The organism is Gelidibacter japonicus, assembly GCF_010725055.1.
Lineage (GTDB): Bacteria > Bacteroidota > Bacteroidia > Flavobacteriales > Flavobacteriaceae > Gelidibacter > Gelidibacter japonicus.
The window spans coordinates 1-15,585 of record NZ_BJKB01000031.1 but is presented as its reverse complement, the minus strand read 5'-3'; the positions used below and the strand labels follow the sequence as shown (position 1 = coordinate 15,585).

At 39.5% G+C, this 15,585-nt stretch carries 11 protein-coding genes and 1 pseudogene; 11 read left to right on the top strand and 1 reads right to left on the bottom strand.

Features of this window, described 5'->3' with window-relative positions:
* The 11 genes from G6N06_RS19035 to G6N06_RS18985 all read left to right on the top strand — a co-directional run.
* A partial coding sequence (locus tag G6N06_RS19035) for an efflux RND transporter permease subunit (protein WP_163518289.1) occupies nucleotides 1-881 on the top strand: 881 nt, incomplete at its 5' end.
* Nucleotides 882-886: 5 nt separating this feature from the next.
* A complete protein-coding gene (locus tag G6N06_RS19030; protein ID WP_163518288.1) occupies nucleotides 887-2,122 on the top strand; it encodes a TolC family protein in 1,236 nt (411 codons plus the stop codon).
* A 91-nt stretch (nucleotides 2,123-2,213) separates the two neighbouring features.
* On the top strand, nucleotides 2,214-2,810 hold the full coding sequence (locus G6N06_RS19025; RefSeq protein WP_163518287.1) for a DUF3347 domain-containing protein: 597 nt from the start codon (nucleotides 2,214-2,216) through the stop codon (nucleotides 2,808-2,810).
* A 59-nt stretch (nucleotides 2,811-2,869) separates the two neighbouring features.
* Complete coding sequence (locus tag G6N06_RS19020; protein ID WP_205334808.1) at nucleotides 2,870-3,457, top strand: transposase; 588 nt, start codon at nucleotides 2,870-2,872, stop codon at nucleotides 3,455-3,457.
* A gap of 71 nt (nucleotides 3,458-3,528) precedes the next feature.
* Nucleotides 3,529-6,534, top strand: a complete 3,006-nt coding sequence (locus G6N06_RS19015) for a heavy metal translocating P-type ATPase (RefSeq protein WP_163518286.1) — start codon at nucleotides 3,529-3,531, stop codon at nucleotides 6,532-6,534.
* A 16-nt stretch (nucleotides 6,535-6,550) separates the two neighbouring features.
* A complete protein-coding gene (locus G6N06_RS19010; RefSeq protein ID WP_163518285.1) occupies nucleotides 6,551-7,033 on the top strand; it encodes a DUF305 domain-containing protein in 483 nt (160 codons plus the stop codon).
* Nucleotides 7,034-7,045: 12 nt separating this feature from the next.
* Nucleotides 7,046-8,788, top strand: coding sequence for an efflux RND transporter periplasmic adaptor subunit (locus tag G6N06_RS19005; protein ID WP_163518284.1), 1,743 nt, complete (start codon nucleotides 7,046-7,048; stop codon nucleotides 8,786-8,788).
* Between the two features lie 150 nt (nucleotides 8,789-8,938).
* A complete protein-coding gene (locus tag G6N06_RS19000; protein ID WP_163518283.1) occupies nucleotides 8,939-9,814 on the top strand; it encodes a cation diffusion facilitator family transporter in 876 nt (291 codons plus the stop codon).
* A gap of 101 nt (nucleotides 9,815-9,915) precedes the next feature.
* Nucleotides 9,916-11,847: a M1 family metallopeptidase gene (locus tag G6N06_RS18995; protein WP_163518282.1), complete on the top strand. Its 1,932-nt coding sequence runs from the start codon at nucleotides 9,916-9,918 to the stop codon at nucleotides 11,845-11,847.
* A gap of 172 nt (nucleotides 11,848-12,019) precedes the next feature.
* On the top strand, nucleotides 12,020-13,432 hold the full coding sequence (locus tag G6N06_RS18990; protein WP_163518281.1) for a Gfo/Idh/MocA family oxidoreductase: 1,413 nt from the start codon (nucleotides 12,020-12,022) through the stop codon (nucleotides 13,430-13,432).
* Between the two features lie 366 nt (nucleotides 13,433-13,798).
* Nucleotides 13,799-15,223, top strand: coding sequence for a glycosyltransferase family 2 protein (locus G6N06_RS18985; protein ID WP_163518280.1), 1,425 nt, complete (start codon nucleotides 13,799-13,801; stop codon nucleotides 15,221-15,223).
* Nucleotides 15,224-15,480: 257 nt separating this feature from the next.
* Here G6N06_RS18985 and G6N06_RS20185 read toward each other — a convergent pair.
* Nucleotides 15,481-15,585 (bottom strand): annotated as a pseudogene (locus tag G6N06_RS20185) (IS982 family transposase); the annotation flags it as partial.

Sequence of the window (15,585 nt, the reverse complement as noted above, 5' to 3'; positions counted from 1 at the left end):
ATCTTAAGAATATCTATGTGCCGGTAGAAAAAGGCAATCCAGTACCATTGGGAGAACTTGTAGAAATACGCTACGAGCAGGGGCCGCAGATGATCAAAAGTGAGGACACATTTTTGGTGGGTTATGTATTGTTCGATAAATTGGAGGGCTACGCAGAAGTCAATGTCGTTGAGAATGCACAGGCCTTGATCAAAGAAAAGATCGCCAGTGGAGAACTCACTGTTCCAAAAGGGATCAATTATCAATTTACGGGAACTTATGAAAACCAATTGCGCGCCGAAAAAACACTTTCCGTAATTGTGCCTCTGGCCTTGGGGATCATCTTTTTAATCCTTTATTTCCAGTTCCGTTCTGTATTTACTTCACTGATAGTATTTTCAGGAATCACCGTTGCTTTTGCCGGCGGATTTTTGCTGATCTGGTTTTACGGTCAGGATTGGTTTCTAAATTTCACCTTTTTTGGAGAAAACTTGCGGGACATGTTCCAAATGCATCCCATTAATCTAAGTGTCGCCGTCTGGGTAGGATTTATTGCCCTCTTTGGGATTGCTACGGATGATGGTGTGGTAATGGCAACGTATCTCACCCAAACTTTTGATAAAAACGACCCTGAAGATGTCAAGGAAATCCGTGCTTCAGTGGTAGAAGCAGGAAATAAAAGGATACGTCCCGCTTTGATGACTACGGCCACCACTATTTTGGCCTTGTTGCCAATTTTGACCTCTACCGGCCGGGGAAGTGATATCATGATCCCGATGGCCATTCCGAGTTTTGGTGGCATGTTGATTGCGCTGATTACGCTTTTTGTTGTTCCTGTACTCTTCAGTTGGAGACGCGAAGCAAAATTGAAAAGACGGCTAAGAATCCTTAAAAAACAATAGAAATAATGAATCTAAATTTAAATACAACTATTCGTTTGCGTTTTCAGCAGTTCCGCTTTGGAGATATATGTCTTGTTGCGCTGCTATTTTTTGGTTGGTCTTCTCAAGGTCAGCAATTGGAAACCTATATTGAAGAGGCTATAAATAACAATCCGAATATTCAGGCCGTAGAAAAGCAACATGCTATTTCTACTGAAAAGATCATAGAGACCAACACACTTCCCAACACCGAGTTTTCAGGAGGTTATATGATAGGCACCGAGATGCCCATGATGCAACAAGCGGAATTTTCGGTGATGCAAATGCTGCCTTGGTTTGGGACGATTTCGGCTCGTGGCGACTATGCTTCGGCAATGGCCGATGCGGATTTTTTGGAGATCGAAATCGCCAAAAGAAAAATCGCCATGGTTTTGTCGCAATCCTATTACCGCTTATATAAAATAGAAAAAAAGCAAGAGGTTTTGGATTCAAATATTCAACTTCTACAGGTTTATGAGCGGATGGCATTAACCTCGGTGGAGGTGGGACAAACTTCTGCGGTTTCGGTGTTGCGACTGCAGATGAGACAAAATGAGCTGATGGAACGAAAATTAGTGTTGGAGCAGGATTACGCCGCAGAACTGACGGCTTTCAATAAAATAATGAACCGTGACGAAATAGTCCAGATCTCAATTGTAGATAGCTTATTCATGCCCGAAAAGGATAGCGACATAGATTTTGCCAGTCTTAGTTTGCATCCCGAATTGCGAAAATTTGAGGAACTGAACAAGGTGGTTTCCCAAGCCGATGCACTCAATAAAAAAGAAAGTGCACCGGGGTTTGGGGTAGGGATGGAGTATATGTTGTACAACGAAGCACCTAATATGTTGATGCCGATGGTATCGGTTTCAATACCAATTTTCAATAAGAAATATAAGTCCATTGCGAAGCAGAACAAAATCCAACATGAAGCCTTGGAGGTTCAAAAGCAAGCTTCCCAAAATTCCTTGATTGCAGAATTGCAGACTGCTGTGAGAAGCAGGAATGCAGCGCGTATCAGTTTGGAAACTCAGGACAAGAATTTGAAACAAGCAGAGAATGCGACTGAAATTTTGTTTAAAAACTATGAGACGGGCACTATAGATTTTAGAGAGGTTTTAGATGTGCAGGAATTGCAGTTGAATTTTCAATTGAATCGTATCGATGCGATCGGTGCATATTTTCATCAAGTGAGCATCATTGATTATTTTACTAAAAACTGAAGTATTTTTAATTTTGAATAGCACTTTTTGAATAGGATGGGAATCCTAATAAATCCAATTAAAACCAAGTATTAATTTAAATCAAAACAAAATGAACAATCTAAGAGTTACAACAACAACACTAATGGCCATGGCTTTTGTAGGCCTAACAGCAATGTCCTGTAAAGACGGTAAAGAAGATTCAAGTGCTACAACCGAGACTGAAATGATCAAATTGGAGCCAAGTGCATCGACTGCCAATAATGAGTCGAAGGTTCAGAATCCAGATTCGGAAAAGGTATTGGCAGATTATATGGCGCTTAAGGACGCTTTGGTAGAAACCGACGAAAAAGCTGCTGCTGAGGCGGGAAAGAAACTTGAAACCACACTAAAAAGCTTTAAATTAGATAGCTATTCGGCTGAACAACAAAATGAGTTACAGCAACTTGTTGATTCTGCCATTGAGCATTCAGGAAAAATTGTCAATAGCGACATGGAAGAACAGCGTGCACATTTTCAGAAATTGAACGATGCAGTCACCAGTATGGTAACCATCACAGGAACGGCGAGTACACTTTACCAACAATTTTGCCCAATGTATGCGAGTGATACGGGTGGTGCTTGGTTAAGCATGGAGAAAAATATAAGAAATCCATATTTCGGCAGTAAGATGATGAAATGTGGTGTCGTGCAAAAGGAGATCAATTAATCATAACCTGAAGACCTAACAGGTTTTTGAAACCTGTTAGGTCTAAAATATAAGCAATCATGAAATATCAACCGTTTGAATCAGGACATTTTTTTCATCTATACAATAGGGGAAGTAATAATGAAAATCTTTTTTTAGAGCAAGACAATTACAATTATTTCTTGGTCTTGATGAAAAAATATCTGCTTCAGGTGGCTGATGTCTATAGTTATTGTTTGCTTCCAAATCATTTTCATGTTATCTTAAGATTTTATGAAGTGTTGCAATACACAGAAGATATTAAAAAGAGAAAAAACAGTTTGGACCAACCCATTTCCAATATGCTGAATGCTTATACCAAGGCTATTAATAAAAGGTATAAAAGAAGAGGAAGTTTGTTTCAGGAACATTTAAAGCGAATAAAAATTACAGAAGAAACCTATTCGAGGAACCTTATTGTATATGTAAATACAAATTCAACCCATCATCAAATTGAAGATTATAGAACATATAAACATTCATCTTACGAAGCTCTCATTAGCGAGCAAGAAACAGCTTTAAAACGAGATGAAGTCATTGAACTATTTGGCGATTTGAATAATTTTAAGCATGTACTACATTCCAATAAGTTGAAAATAGAAGCACTGCAAGAATTAATTTTAGAGTAATAAAAAAATCCAGACCTAACAGTCCCGATAGCCATCGGGATGAAACCTGTTAGGTCTAAAATACAAGAAAAATGAAACATACGTATCACATACAAGGAATGACTTGCAATGGTTGTCGAAGTCATGTAGAGGAAACGCTATCAAAAGTCAAAGGTGTTTTAAATGTCGAAGTTGATTTGGAAAAGTCTGAAGCTATAATTGTTATGGATTCTCACATTCCGATTGATACATTTCAAAAGGTTTTAATAGATGATGGCGGGACTTATAGTATTCATAATTTGGGAGAGGATTTCAAATTGAAAGATACGGATGAGGAGATTCCTGCCTACGCAGGAATTCTGAAACATACCTACAGCATAGAGGGAATGACCTGCAATGGTTGTAGAAGTCACGTCGAAAAAACACTTTCCAATGTAGAAGGCGTCTCAAGTGCCTCAGTCAATTTAGAGAAAAAAGAGGCGACCATCGAAATGGAGAACCATATTCCACTTGAAAAGTTTCAAAAGGCTTTAAAAGATGATGGCGGGACTTATAGCATTTATAATTTGGGGGAAGTGCCTCACAAGAGCCATACCTACAGCATAGAAGGAATGACCTGCGACGGTTGCAGAAGCCATGTTGAAAAAGCGCTTTCCAATGTAGAAGGCGTCTCAAGTGCTTCTGTAAATTTGGAGAAAAAGGAAGCGACTATCGAAATGGAAAATCATATTCCACTCGAAAAATTCCAGGAAGTTTTGAAAGATGATGGTGGAACTTATAGTATATATAACTTAGGCGAAGCGCCTGATCCCTCCGAAATCAAGAAAGAAAAACCACCAAAAGGTGTCGGAACGGGGGTCTTTTATTGTCCAATGCATTGCGAAGGCGACAAAACCTACGATAAACCTGGCGATTGCCCTGTCTGTGGTATGGATTTGGTCGAAGAGCAAAATTTATCAGCTATTGCTTCAGAGCAATGGACCTGTCCGATGCATCCTGAAGTTGTACAAGATGAAGCTGGCTCGTGTCCTATATGTGGCATGGATTTAGTCCCGATGGAACCTGATCTTTCTTCAGAAGAGAAAACCTATAGAAAACTGTTGAAGAAGTTTTGGATCGCTATGGCGTTTACGTTGCCAATCTTTATTATTGCGATGAGCGAAATGCTCATGACGAATCCATTGTACGATATCATGGAGCAGAAGAGTTGGAATTGGGTTCAATTTGCACTTTCTATTCCAGTAGTTTTTTATGCCACTTGGATGTTCTTTGAACGTGCTTATAGAAGTATCAAAACATGGAATCTCAATATGTTTACGCTTATTGGCATTGGTGCTGGAGTCGCTTGGTTGTTCAGTGTGGTAGCGCTGTTTTTTCCAGATGTTTTTCCTGATCAGTTTAGATCAGATTCTGGTGCGGTTCACGTCTATTTTGAAGCGGCAACCGTTATTTTAACCTTGGTGCTTTTAGGACAGCTTTTGGAAGCACGTGCCCATAGCAAAACCAATTCGGCGGTAAAGGAGTTATTGAAATTGGCACCAAATAAAGCCGTCAAAATGGAAGATGGCGAAGAGGTCGTAGTGAGCATCGATAAAATTGAGTTGGGTGATATTCTAAAGGTAAAACCTGGAGATAAGATTCCTGTAGATGGTGTCATTACTGAAGGCGAATCGAGTATTGACGAATCGATGTTCACCGGAGAGCCAATTCCTGTCAGCAAATCTATAGACGATAAAGTCAGCAGTGGAACGATTAATGGGAATCAAACCTTCTTAATGAAGGCTGAAAAAGTGGGGAGTGATACCTTACTGTCCCAAATCATCCATATGGTGAATGATGCCAGTAGAAGTCGCGCGCCAATCCAAAATTTAGCCGATAAGATTTCTGGTTATTTTGTGCCGGTAGTAGTCATTATATCTGTAATAACGTTCGCAGTTTGGGCTATTTGGGGGCCGGAACCAGCTTATGTCTATGCCTTGGTCAATGGTATTGCCGTATTGATTATTGCCTGTCCGTGTGCCTTAGGTTTGGCAACACCAATGTCAGTAATGGTCGGAGTTGGTAAAGGTGCTCAAAATGGAGTCTTGATCAAAAATGCCGAGGCTCTTGAGCGTATGGATAAAGTAGATGTGTTGATTATTGATAAAACCGGAACCATTACCGAAGGCAAGCCAACGGTAGAAAAAATAGGTTCTTTTAAACCAGAGTTTCCTGACAAAAAGGTATTGGACTACATCGTTTCACTAAATAGCAACAGTGAGCATCCGCTGGCGGACGCCACTGTAAAATATGGGAAAGAACAAAAAGCCGATCCCGAAGCATCGGGACTAAAATCGGAGGCCTTTAGTGCAGTTACCGGTAAGGGTGTTGAAGCGACGATTAACAATCAAAAAGTAGCTTTAGGAAATCCTAAAATGATGGAGCATGCCAATGCAGAGATCAGTTCAGAAATGGAGAATGAAGCAAAATCTTTTCAGCAACAAGGTAAAACGGTTTCATACTTGGCCATTGATAAAGTAGTTGTTGGCTATGTGGTGATCGGTGATAAAATAAAGCCTACAAGTGCAAAAGCCATTAAGGAGCTTCAAGAAAGAGGCATTGAAGTCATCATGTTGACTGGAGATAATCACAATACCGCACAAGCGGTGGCCACAGAGTTGCATCTTACCGATTTTAAAGCGAGCATGCTACCAGAAGATAAACTCAAGGAAGTTGAAAAACTGCAAAAACAAGGTAAAGTCGTTGCCATGGCTGGTGACGGTATTAATGATGCACCAGCTTTAGCGAAAAGTGACGTGGGAATTGCCATGGGTACAGGGACGGATGTTGCTATTGAAAGTGCCATGATTACTTTGGTGAAAGGCGATTTACATGGGATTGTTAAAGCTCGAAAGTTGAGTCATGCCGTGATGAAAAATATCAAACAAAACCTCTTTTTTGCACTGGTTTATAACACCTTAGGGGTGCCGATTGCAGCAGGTGTGTTATTTCCTGTATTCGGAATTTTATTATCACCAATGATTGCTGCTTTGGCTATGAGTTTTAGTTCGGTATCCGTGATTGGGAATGCCTTGAGATTAAGAGCCGCCAAGATTTAACTAAAAACAAATTATTATGGAAACAAATAAAGAACACTCGAAAAATGATAACTATACAAAATTCATTCTGATGCTGGTGGCATCGTTTATTGCCATGTATATCACTATGTATTTAAATACCTATGTTATAGATCATGTCTATTTTAGCTTGACCAGGTTTTATATGACTTGTTTGGGGATTTCAGCTATGGCAGTCATCATGTGGGTTGCCATGCGCAAAATGTATCAAAACAGGAAAAAGAATATTGCTATCCTTTTGGGTAGTTTGATATTATTCGTCGGTGCACTTGGTTTAGTAAGAGCTCAAAGTCCTGTTGTTGGTGATTTACTGTGGTTGAAAGCCATGATTCCGCATCACTCTATTGCTATTTTGACCAGTTCAAGAGCCGATATTGAAGATCCTGAAGTAAGAAAATTAGCGGATGAGATTATTGAAGCTCAAGAACGAGAAATTGCCGAGATGAAAGCCATAATAAAACGCTTAGAGAACAAAAAATAAAACATTAATTAAATGAAAAAGAATATTATTTATACGGTTGTTGCCTTGATTGTAGGCGTGTTGGTTGGTTTTCTGCTCTTCGGTGGAGATTCTGGAAACAAGACCGCAAATTCAGACAACCACGAGCATTCAGAAGAGGTTGCCCAAATGTGGACCTGTTCCATGCACCCACAAATCATGCAGCCCGAACCTGGAGATTGTCCAATTTGTGGTATGGACTTAATACCGGCAGATGCTGGTGGTGAAGGGCTTGCATTGAATGAGATAAAAATGACCAACAACGCCATGGCTTTGGCCAATATCCATACGATGGTGGTGGGCAATGACTCGGAGTCGGAAGGAAACTCAATGATGCTTTCTGGAAAAATCATGCCTAATGAAGAAGCCAATGCGGTGCAGGCCAGTTATTTTGAAGGGCGAATAGAGAAATTAAACGTCAATTTTACCGGTGAAAACGTTCGTAAAGGTCAATTGTTAGCTACTATTTACGCTCCAGAACTGGTGGCGGCACAGCAGGAATTGTTGACCGCAGCTAGAATGAAAGAATCACAACCTGCACTGTACAATGCTGTTCGAAATAAATTAAAACTCTGGAAACTGTCCGAAGATCAGATCAGCCAAATTGAGACTTCAGGAAAAGTTAGGGAAAACTTCCCAATTTATGCGACGGTTTCCGGTACGGTTTCAGAGAAAATGGCAGAAGAAGGCGACTATGTCAAACAAGGACAGCCGATAGTAAGAGTTAGTAATTTAGCAACGGTCTGGGCAATGTTTGATGCTTATGAAAATCAGATTTCGCAGTTAAAAGTCGGTCAAAAAATAACGGTGACTTCCAATGCGTATCCAAATAAGGAATTTGATGCTACGATTTCATTTATCGACCCAAGTTTAAATACCCAATCCCGAACCATTTCAGTAAGAGCAACCTTAAATAATAAAGAGGGAATTTTAAAACCAGGAATGTTCGTCACCTCAAAAGTTCAGGTAGTAAAAAGTGGAGATAAACAAGCGTTAATCAGTGTTCCTGCATCTGCGGTCCTTTGGACGGGAAATCGATCTCTGGTATATGTAAAAACAAATCCAGATGAACCGATTTTTGAAATGCGCGAGGTCACCTTGGGGTCCAAAAATGGTGATAATTATACAATTGTTGAGGGTTTGTCAAATGGTGAGGAGATAGTGGTCAATGGTACTTTTACTGTTGACGCGGCAGCACAGTTACAGGGGAAAAGAAGCATGATGAACACCGTGGGAGAGCCGGAAATGGATCCTACAGATCATCTTGCAAGTATTGAAAGACTGGAAGTGCCGTCAAAGTTCCAAGGCCAATTAAAAGCTGTGTTTGATGATTATATGGTTATAGAGAAAGCTTTGGTCAATGACAATGCGGAAACCCCAAAGAAGGCAGCTGGCGACTTACTTAAAAATCTTCAAAAAGTGGATATGAAATTGGTAAAGGATGAGCCAGCTCATAGCCGATGGATGTTGTTAGAAAAGGAACTTCAAGAATCTGCTCTTGCAATTTCAAAAACCTCTGATATTGATGAGCAAAGAGATCATTTCATCCATCTTTCGGCACATTTAATCAATGCGGTGAAAACCTTCGGCATCAATCAAAAAGTATATGTGGATTATTGTCCTATGGTGAAGGGTGATCTTGGTGCATTTTGGATGAGCACAGAGGAAGAAATCTTGAATCCGTATTTTGGCGCGAGTATGTTGCGATGTGGAGAGATCACGGATGAAATAAACTAACTTAAGGGGTCTCTATAAATGAAAATTGTGGTTTTGACTTAATTTAAGATTTCTTTTCCTTAACTATAATAATGCTTTGAGATACTTCTTTTCGTTAATTTAGAGTTATGGATTAATTCTTAAGTATTGATATGGGACTTGAATAAGTAAATGAGAAACGAAAAAACTGCCATAAGAACTGTTTATTTCAGTATCATTGGGAACATCTGTTTGGCCATCATAAAGGGCTTAGCGGGTTTTTTAGGAAATTCCTATGCGCTCATTGCCGATGCCATCGAATCGACCACAGATGTTTTTGCTTCGTTTTTGGTTTTATTGGGATTTAAATATGCCAAACGTCCAGCAGATGAAAATCATCCGTATGGCCATGGAAAAATTGAACCTTTGATCACGTTTGCAGTGGTTGCCTTTTTGGTTATTTCTGCTACCGTTATTGCTTACACGAGTATTCAAAATATCCAAACGCCTCAGGAAACCCCTAAAGGTTGGACCTTAATTGTGTTAGGTCTGATCATAATTTGGAAAGAAACTTCCTTTCAGATTGTCATTCGGAAAAGCAAGCAAACCAATAGCTCTTCGCTTAAAGCGGATGCTTGGCACCATCGGAGTGATGCCATTACTTCGGTTATGGCATTTATAGGAATCTCTATTGCCCTTTTATTTGGAGAAGGCTATGAAAATGCTGATGATTGGGCAGCTTTATTTGCATCCGCTTTTATTTTATACAATAGCTACATGATTTTCAGGCCGGCTTTAGGTGAAATCATGGACGAGCAACTTTACGGCGATCTCATATCGGAAATCAGGAAACGATCCATAGAAGTACCAGGAGTTCTTGGAACTGAGAAATGCATGGTCCGAAAATCAGGTATGAAGTTTCATGTCGATTTACACGCGATTGTCGATGGTGAGATTCCGGTGAAAGTCGGACATCAAATATCACATGAATTAAAAGACTACTTACAAGAGCAAATCCCAAATTTAGCGGAGGTTCTTATTCATATTGAACCTAATCATTATGATTGATATCAAATAGTCAAGAGATCAGACTAACCTCATTATAAGCATATGACATACCATTCAAATTAGTATCTTCGTAAACTTATTCTAATTAAATAATTTCAATTATGACGTACTTTAAAAGCAGCATCTTAGGGCTGTTTGCTTTCCTTCTTCCGTTTTCAATTCTTGCGCAAGAAGCAAATTATGGCAATCAACATTTATTTGATGATTTTACTTATCGCCAAGGAAATGTCTATCGGACAGCCTCCGGGAAACCTGGGCCTGAATATTGGCAAAACGCTGCCGATTATAATTTGGAAGTGGCTTTAGACGAAAAAAATCACACCGTTTCAGGAAATGTCACCATACATTATACCAATAACAGTCCAGAAACCTTAGATTTTATTTGGATTTATTTGGAGCAAAATCGCTTTACTGAAAACTCTCGTGGCACATTAACTACTCCAGTTCTTGGTAATCGTTATAGCGGCGACGTTGAAGGTGGTTTCGAATTGTCAAATATTTCAGCAAAAACAGAAACAGGTACATCGTCAAAACATATTATTACTGATACCAGAATGCAGCTTTTCTTGGATAAACCATTAGCCGCAAAAGGTGGTAAGGTGACCATACAAATGAATTTTAAATTCAAGGTTCCTTTAGAAGGCATGGACCGGATGGGACGATTGGAAACTGAAGCAGGAACTATTTACGCCATTGCGCAATGGTATCCACGGGTGGCTGTGTTTGATGATGTGGTAGGGTGGAATACAGAGCCTTATTTAGGTGCAGGTGAGTTTTATTGCGAATATGGAACATTCGATGTAAAAATAACAGCTGCGGCAGATCAAACAGTGGTTTGTTCTGGAATTTTACAGAATCCGAAAGAAGTACTTACCAAAACCCAACAAGACCGTTTTGCAAAAGCTGAAAAAAGTGACAAAACAGTTTATATCATCACACCAGATGAAGTTGGAAAGCCAGTATCACAAGTTAAAACGACTGGAACTTTGACCTGGCATTTTAAAATGGAAAACACACGCGATGTGGCGTGGGCTTCATCAAAAGCATTTATTTGGGATGCCGCCCGTATGAATCTTGGAGATGGAAAAACAGGAGTGGCACAATCAGTGTATCCTAAAGAAAGTGATGGCACTGGTGCTTGGTCACGTTCTACTGAGTATAGCAAAGCATCCGTAGAGTTTTATTCTAACACCTATTACCCTTATCCTTATCATAATGCGATAAATGTAGCCGCAAACGTGGGTGGAATGGAATATCCTGGGGTGAGCTTTTGCCATTATAAAAGCAGAGGTGAAGACTTATGGGGCGTTACCGACCACGAATTTGGACATAATTGGTTCCCAATGATCGTTGGATCTAATGAACGCCGTTACCCATGGATGGACGAAGGCTTTAATACCTTTATAAATCACTACAGTACGGTGGCTTTCAACAATGGTGAATATCCGTCTTCCACTGACAAACCACGTACGTTGGTGAGATATCTTACCTTTGAAAAACGTGAAGGTATTGATACCTCTCCAGAGGTGGCTAATGCAAGAAATTTAGCCTACACGGCCTACTACAAACCTGCGGCAGGTCTTTTTATGCTTCGCGAGTACATCTTGGGCACGGAGCGTTTTGACAATGCTTTTAACAGCTATATCCGTCACTGGGCATACAAACACCCCCAACCGAATGATTTTTTCAATCATATGGAGAATGTTGCAGGCGAAGATCTGTCCTATTTCTGGAAGGGTTGGTTCTTTGGCAATGGAAATATAGATATGGGTATTACATCCGTTGAACCTTTTCAGGGAAATTATCTGGTCACTGTTGAAAATAATGGACAAATCCCGATGCCCGTCGAGCTCCAGGTGATTTACGCGGATGATACCACCGAAAACGTAAGGCTTCCTGTGGAAATCTGGCAGCGTGGCAATAGCTGGACCCATCTATTGAAAACAACAAAAGAAGTGAAACGAGTGGTCTTGGATCCAAATAGGATGTTGGCAGATGTCAATATGTTGAATGATACGTGGAATAAAATGTAATCACCTCAATAAAGCCTCTAAATTCTCTGCTATTTGGAGGCTTTTTTATTTAAGGACTGATTATTTTTGAAAGGCTAATTAAATGAATATATCTTTCAAATTTCAATTAAGTTCTAATGGCAATTAAAATTAAAAAGTTGGAATATTAGATGACAACACAAATATTATGGATATGAGCAATACAAACAACAGAAGGAATTTTTTAAAACTGAGTGGTCTTGCTGGACTTGGTATTGCCACTGGTGGATTGGTAAGTTGCAGTACGACTTCAAAAATTGTGGCTCCACCTAATTATGGGACCTCCCGATTTAACATGTCGGGATACGCTGCACCCAAAATAGATACGGTTAAAATTGGTTTCATTGGTTTGGGGATGCGTGGTCCGGGTGCAGTCAAACGAATGAGCTATATAGAAGGAGTAGAAATTAAAGCCTTATGTGATTTACGACCAAAGCAAGCCGAAAGCGCCAAGAAATTATTGGATGGCACCTCGCACAATCCAAAACTATATAGTGGCAGAGAAGATGCTTGGAAAGACATGATTGATACGGAAGATTTAGATCTGATTTATATTGCAACACCTTGGGCTTTACATGTACCAATGGCGATTTATGCCATGAATGCCGGAGGACATGTGGCCGTTGAGGTTCCGGCAGCTAAAACAATTGACGAATGCTGGGAGTTGGTTGAAACTTCTGAAAAAACCAAAATGCATTGCATGATGCTCGAAAATTGTTGTTATGACTTTTTTGAATTGCTGACTCTGAACATGGCTCGACAGGGTTATTTTGGCGATATCATCCACGGTGAAGGTGCCTACATCCATGATCTTGTAGATTTGAATTTTAATAAGGACGCCTATCAGGACATGTGGCGACTCAAGGAAAACATTGGTCGCAATGGAAATCTCTATGCGACTCATGGTTTAGGTCCAATTTGTCAGGTCATGAATGTGAACCGAGGGGATCAGATGGATTACTTGACTTCACTTTCAAGTGCGGATTTCTCCATGAACCCGATGGCCAAAAGTTTGGCGGAAAAGGACGATTTCTTCAAGCCATACGTAGATGCCGATTATAGGGGAAATATGAACACGACCATGATCAAAACCAAAAACGGACGAAGCATCATGGTTCAGCACGACGTCAGTTCGCCAAGACCTTATTCTCGCATCCATTTGGTAAGTGGCACCAAGGCTATTGCTCGAAAGTGGCCAGAAGCCAAAATTGGGAAAGGGCATTCTTGGTTAAATGGCGACGAATTTAAGGCTGTAGAAGAAAAATATACCCCAGAAATTGTTCAAAAAGTGGGCGACTTGGCCAAACAGGTGGGGGGCCATGGTGGCATGGATTTTATGATGGATTGGCGATTGATCGACTGTCTACGCAACGGACTACCGTTAGATCAAGATGTTTATGATGCCGCTTTATGGAGTGCCATTTCACCATTGAGTGAACAGTCCGTAGCAAACCGTTCAGCGTCCATTGATGTTCCTGATTTTACGCGTGGAAATTGGAAATCCAATAAACCTGTAGATGTGAGTTTGGCAGGTGGCGGTACAACCAATGTGCTTTATGGTAAATAAAATTCGCTAATTAAGGTTCTTAAATCCAGTGCTTGGTTGTTGTTGGATCTTGGAATATATAAAGGAAATCCTTCCCATTTCAGATGAATTGGGAAGGATTTTTGAATTTAAACCATGGTGAGCCATTTTAAAAAAAACAATAAATGTTCTTCTATTTAAGAATGTCACGTTTTAGAAGGTACAACTGTGTAAAAAGATGTGTAAAATCTCCTAATGCGTGTAAATCTTACACACTTTAAATTCCATAAAATGCAATAATGGCCCTAAAACCACTGAATTTTGAGATGGCATAGGTGTTGCTAAGTATAAGATGATGTCGAATAAAAAAACAACAATAATTCGGGACTATTTTATATGAACACTAAAATGACAAATTCAAATCGAGTGCTAATTTCAAACGATCAAAACCGATCCTTCAAAAAGAAAGGATCTTTTTTCAGTAATTTATCTCCAGTAAAATCAATCAATCCATGGGGCGTAGTGGTACTGGCAAGTACTTTCTTGTTGATGATTGGTTCTGTATTTTTAGTTTTTGATCTTCAAAACGATTTTCATCAGTTTAGAGAAGATCGAATCAATTCTACTATTGGACTTATATTTTTAGTTGTAGCTACTGGCTTGTTTATTTTCAAAGCAGGCTTCTTTATTTACAACTTATTTCTTTATTTCAGATATAAAGCTGTTAAGTCAGTATCAAACGAGGAACTACCAACCTGTACCGTAATTGTACCAGCCTATAATGAAGGCAAACAGGTTTGGGATACTTTGATGAGTTTGGCAGATAGTGATTATCCAGACGGCAAATTGGAATTGTTGGCTATTGATGATGGCAGTAAAGACGATACTTGGTATTGGATGCAACAGGCTAAAAAGAAACTTGGAGATCGTTTATCAATTTTACAACAACCGAAAAATAAAGGCAAACGTCATGCGCTTTACCGTGGTTTTAATATTGGCAAAGGCGAGGTTTTTGTAACTGTTGATAGTGATTCGGTGGTGAAACCTGATACTTTAAGAAATTTGGTGAGCCCATTTGTAGTCAACGAAAACTGTGGTGCAGTGGCTGGGAATATCCGAGTGCTAAATAATGAAAGAGCATTATTGCCTAAGATGTTGAATGTGAGTTTTGTATTGAGTTTTGAATTTGTGCGATCGGCAGAAAGTAGCTTAAACTCTGTACTTTGTACTCCGGGAGCTTTGGCAGCATACCGTAGATCGGCAGTTTTTGCTTGTCTTGAAGATTGGATCAACCAAACCTTTATGGGACAACCGTCAGATATTGGAGAAGATCGTGCCATGACCAATATGATTTTAAAACAAGGTAAGCATGTGCTTTTCCAAAGAAATGCCTACTGTTATACCAATGTACCTGAACAATACAAGGGCTTGTATAAAATGTTTATCAGATGGGGCAGAAGTAACGTGCGTGAAAATATACAGATGTCGAAATATGTATTCACAAATTTCAGAGAAGGTTCTAAATTGGGGACTCGACTATTGTTTATCAGTCAATCTTCAAAAATAATTATGAGCTACCCATTCTTGGTGTTTATGTTGTTTTTCATCGTGATGCACCCAGTACTTTTTATAAGTTCTACATTTTTCAGCATCTTAATACTATCAAGTTTCCCGGTGTTGTTTTATGCAAAACGTTATAAGCTGTCAGAATCTTTCTGGGCCTATTCCTATAGTGTGCTTTATACTTTCGGCTTATTCTGGATTACGCCTTACGCTATTGCAACAGCAAGTAGAAGAGGATGGTTGACACGTGAATTGACAGAAAAGAAATAAAGGAACTCTTCTTCAGAAAGTAATACATATGTTAGGGGATTGCGGCTTATGAATGTAAGTCGTGATCCTTTTTCATTTTAGGAGCAAATATTGATTGACGATTAACGAGTTATGAATAACGAATAACGAATAACGAATAACGAATAACGAATAACGAAGTTTGATTCATGTACCAATGATTGCTATACTCTGTCTGCCTATCCGGAGCCTTTGCAAAGACGGGAACACTGAACATATACCTTGTAACCTGAGTTCGATTAAAAAAGCACGAGTTGATCTGTTTTTACGGTATGATATTTAATACTTGGCTTTTTTGGCAAGAAACTATAGGCAATCAGTCCTGTGATGATATTTACCAAAAA

What these genes read in the sequence shown, in the direction of transcription:
- G6N06_RS18985 (WP_163518280.1), top strand. Translation starts at nt 13,799, where the DNA reads ATGACAAATTCAAATCGAGTGCTAATTTCAAACGATCAAAACCGATCC.
- G6N06_RS19030 (WP_163518288.1), top strand. Translation starts at nt 887, where the DNA reads ATGAATCTAAATTTAAATACAACTATTCGTTTGCGTTTTCAGCAGTTC.
- G6N06_RS18995 (WP_163518282.1), top strand. Translation starts at nt 9,916, where the DNA reads ATGACGTACTTTAAAAGCAGCATCTTAGGGCTGTTTGCTTTCCTTCTT.
- G6N06_RS19000 (WP_163518283.1), top strand. Translation starts at nt 8,939, where the DNA reads ATGAGAAACGAAAAAACTGCCATAAGAACTGTTTATTTCAGTATCATT.
- G6N06_RS19010 (WP_163518285.1), top strand. Translation starts at nt 6,551, where the DNA reads ATGGAAACAAATAAAGAACACTCGAAAAATGATAACTATACAAAATTC.
- G6N06_RS19020 (WP_205334808.1), top strand. Translation starts at nt 2,870, where the DNA reads ATGAAATATCAACCGTTTGAATCAGGACATTTTTTTCATCTATACAAT.
- G6N06_RS18990 (WP_163518281.1), top strand. Translation starts at nt 12,020, where the DNA reads ATGAGCAATACAAACAACAGAAGGAATTTTTTAAAACTGAGTGGTCTT.
- G6N06_RS19005 (WP_163518284.1), top strand. Translation starts at nt 7,046, where the DNA reads ATGAAAAAGAATATTATTTATACGGTTGTTGCCTTGATTGTAGGCGTG.
- G6N06_RS19015 (WP_163518286.1), top strand. Translation starts at nt 3,529, where the DNA reads ATGAAACATACGTATCACATACAAGGAATGACTTGCAATGGTTGTCGA.
- G6N06_RS19025 (WP_163518287.1), top strand. Translation starts at nt 2,214, where the DNA reads ATGAACAATCTAAGAGTTACAACAACAACACTAATGGCCATGGCTTTT.